This window comes from Ulvibacter antarcticus (assembly GCF_003688405.1).
GTDB lineage: Bacteria > Bacteroidota > Bacteroidia > Flavobacteriales > Flavobacteriaceae > Ulvibacter > Ulvibacter antarcticus.
Genome location: NZ_REFC01000008.1, coordinates 1 through 2,516, shown reverse-complemented (window position 1 = coordinate 2,516; position 2,516 = coordinate 1). Strand labels below are relative to the sequence as shown.

Sequence of the window (2,516 nt, the reverse complement as noted above, 5' to 3'; positions counted from 1 at the left end):
TCAGTTTTTGCATCTTCAATCAATGAAAAAATGTATTGCGTCTCACTATTACGTTCTGATTTTTTTTGATTCCAATTATTTAAACTCAATGCGATTAAAATCCCAATAACGACAAGCGCAATTTCGCCAATTGCATATATCAGATATTTACTGAATTTATTTTCAATCAGCATTTTTTGTCTAATTTTCCTAAAGAATTTAATCATTGTTTAACGGTTTCTGATAATGAAGCACAACGGGTTTGTATAATAATCGTGGCGCTTGGCGCAGCGTGCGGCTTGAAGCAGCGACAGTTATTCTGTTCTTCATTTAGTTCCAATTATTCGGAGCTGTGTGAGACTCAGAAAGGCAAGCTTCCTCGATTTTTCAGAAACCAATATAGTCAATTATTTGCAGTAAACACAGTACTTTGCAGCCCAAAAGCCATGATTATTATACGATGTTGTAGGTAGTTAATTTTTCTTGCTTTTAACCCATTCATTTATGTTGTGTCTTAAAGAACTTAAAGGAATTGAACCATTTTCCAATATTTTAGAGTGAAACTCTTTAATGTCAAACTGCTCTCCCATCTTCTCTTCTGCCATTTTACGAAGTGCTTTTATTTCTTCACCACCTGTATCATACGAAGTTAATTGGGCTGGCCAAACAATACTTCGATGATAAAGACTTAACGCTACTTCGGCACTTTGTCCAGACTCCATCATAAAGTCAATAGCATGTTCTTTAGACCACCCTTTCGTATGAATAGCAGGATCTACTACCAGACCTCTCGATGGCCATGCACGTCTTCTAATTAAGGCTAATTTACTTTCGTATAATCCCATTTCTTCGGCTAATTGTTCACTATATCTGGCCCATCCTTCAACGTAGCTTCCGAAACCAATAATTTTAGAAATAGGATGTAACCCTTTAATATCTTTTTCTATGCCTATTTGTAAATGATGACCAGGATATGCTTCATGAAATGTGAGGGTTTCATTATTGCTCTTTTTTTGTTTTTTTGGATTCTTTAAGCTGATTCGGTAATAGGCTGGCTTGTCTCCCTTTGCAGCTTCATAGCTTCCAATGCCTGCTTCATGTGCCTCGTAGGGTTTGATAGTCACTTCTGTGGATGGTAGCATAACGAACCATTTTTCTGATTCATTTTTTGCCTTTTCGAGAAGTTTTGAATTGACTTCTAAAATCTCTTCACTTGTTTTGAAATTATCAGAAGTGTCCTTATTCATCAACTCTATGATTTTAGAAAAGTCTCTTTCTTTGTACACATCAAAACCAATTTCTGAAACTTTAGTTTTATTGGAAGAGACGATTTTTTGCCCCAGTTCAAATAGCTCTTCTGCTGATTTTTTGGTTGTTGTCATTGACCTTATAAACGCTTGGTAACACTCACTTCCATTTGGTAAGGCTACAACTGAAATCTCATCTCTAGCATTTGGTCTATATTCGGTCAACAAATATTGTTGATATTTTGAAAGCGCAGGTAGAACTTTATTAGTCACTAATCCTACCCATTCTTCTTTAAATTGTATGTCATTATCTCTTTTTGCAGGAGACATAAAAGGTGAATTCTCTATTGTGTAATCTTGCAAAACTTGCAGTTGCTCAATGACAAGGTCTACTATTTCTTTTGGCATAGAATAGCCTTCCGCTATTCCTTTTTTTAGGTTATTGATTTCGGTTGCTACAAATACCGGAAATTTATTCCATCGCTCAAATGCTTGCTCACGCAACTCTTCTGAGCCCACAGGTTGAAATTCAGCCAATGAGATCCATCGAGACTGCCATCCACTCAAATGATTTACATTCCAAAGATTTCTTTTGCAAACCCGCAATTCGATACTTGCCTCTAGTTCTTCTTTCAATAGCCAATAGGTGATTTTATCTTTTTTTTCAGGAATTTGATTGATTTCCAATTTTGTTAATTCTACATACAAGCTGTCTTCATAATTTCCCCATTTAGTTCGTTCTGACAATTCATTTGAAGTGATGCCATTATGTTTCGCAAGTTTAATGTCTGCATAATAAGCTTTTTCAGGGAATGTTTCCAACGACCTTTCATAATATGAGTCGGCCAATGTAACGATTGAAGGTTCACTTTTTATAGTTTTGGAATTGTCTGCACAACTCATCACTATAATACATCCAATTAAGGGAATAAGATTTTTCATAATTGTTTTTTTAATTACCTACAACGGGTTTGTATAATAATCGTGGCGCTTGGCGCAGCGCGTTGGCGGCAGCAGCGTCAGTTCTCCAATTCTCTTCTTAGTTCCAATTATTCAGAGCTGCGTGAGACTCAGAAAGGCAAGCGAGTTCGATTTTATCAGAAACCAAGATAGTTAATTATTTGCAATGAACATTATACTAATTCCGCAAGAGCCATGATTATTATACGGTGTTACAGCACGTATATTGTATTTTAGATTTAATAAATTTTCTAATATTCGAATGAGTAAGTATTTATTTCTTCAATATCATAAGGAATATCATTCGTAAATCCATCAGTTCCGATACCG

Annotated in this window: 2 protein-coding genes; both read right to left on the bottom strand. The window is 35.5% G+C overall.

Annotation, left to right across the window (positions count from 1 at the left end; genetic code table 11):
- Positions 1-206: DUF6090 family protein (locus tag BXY75_RS17190; RefSeq protein WP_245962896.1), on the bottom strand; the 206-nt coding region annotated here is incomplete at its 3' end.
- A gap of 246 nt (positions 207-452) precedes the next feature.
- Positions 453-2,168 carry a DUF885 domain-containing protein gene (locus tag BXY75_RS00265; protein ID WP_121905703.1) on the bottom strand — a complete coding sequence of 572 codons (1,716 nt, stop codon included), beginning with the start codon at positions 2,166-2,168 and terminating at the stop codon, positions 453-455.
- Between the last annotated feature and the right edge of the window lie 348 nt (positions 2,169-2,516).

Excerpts from the sequence above, each read along its gene's own strand:
- BXY75_RS00265 (WP_121905703.1), bottom strand. The coding sequence starts at position 2,168 with ATGAAAAATCTTATTCCCTTAATTGGATGTATTATAGTGATGAGTTGT.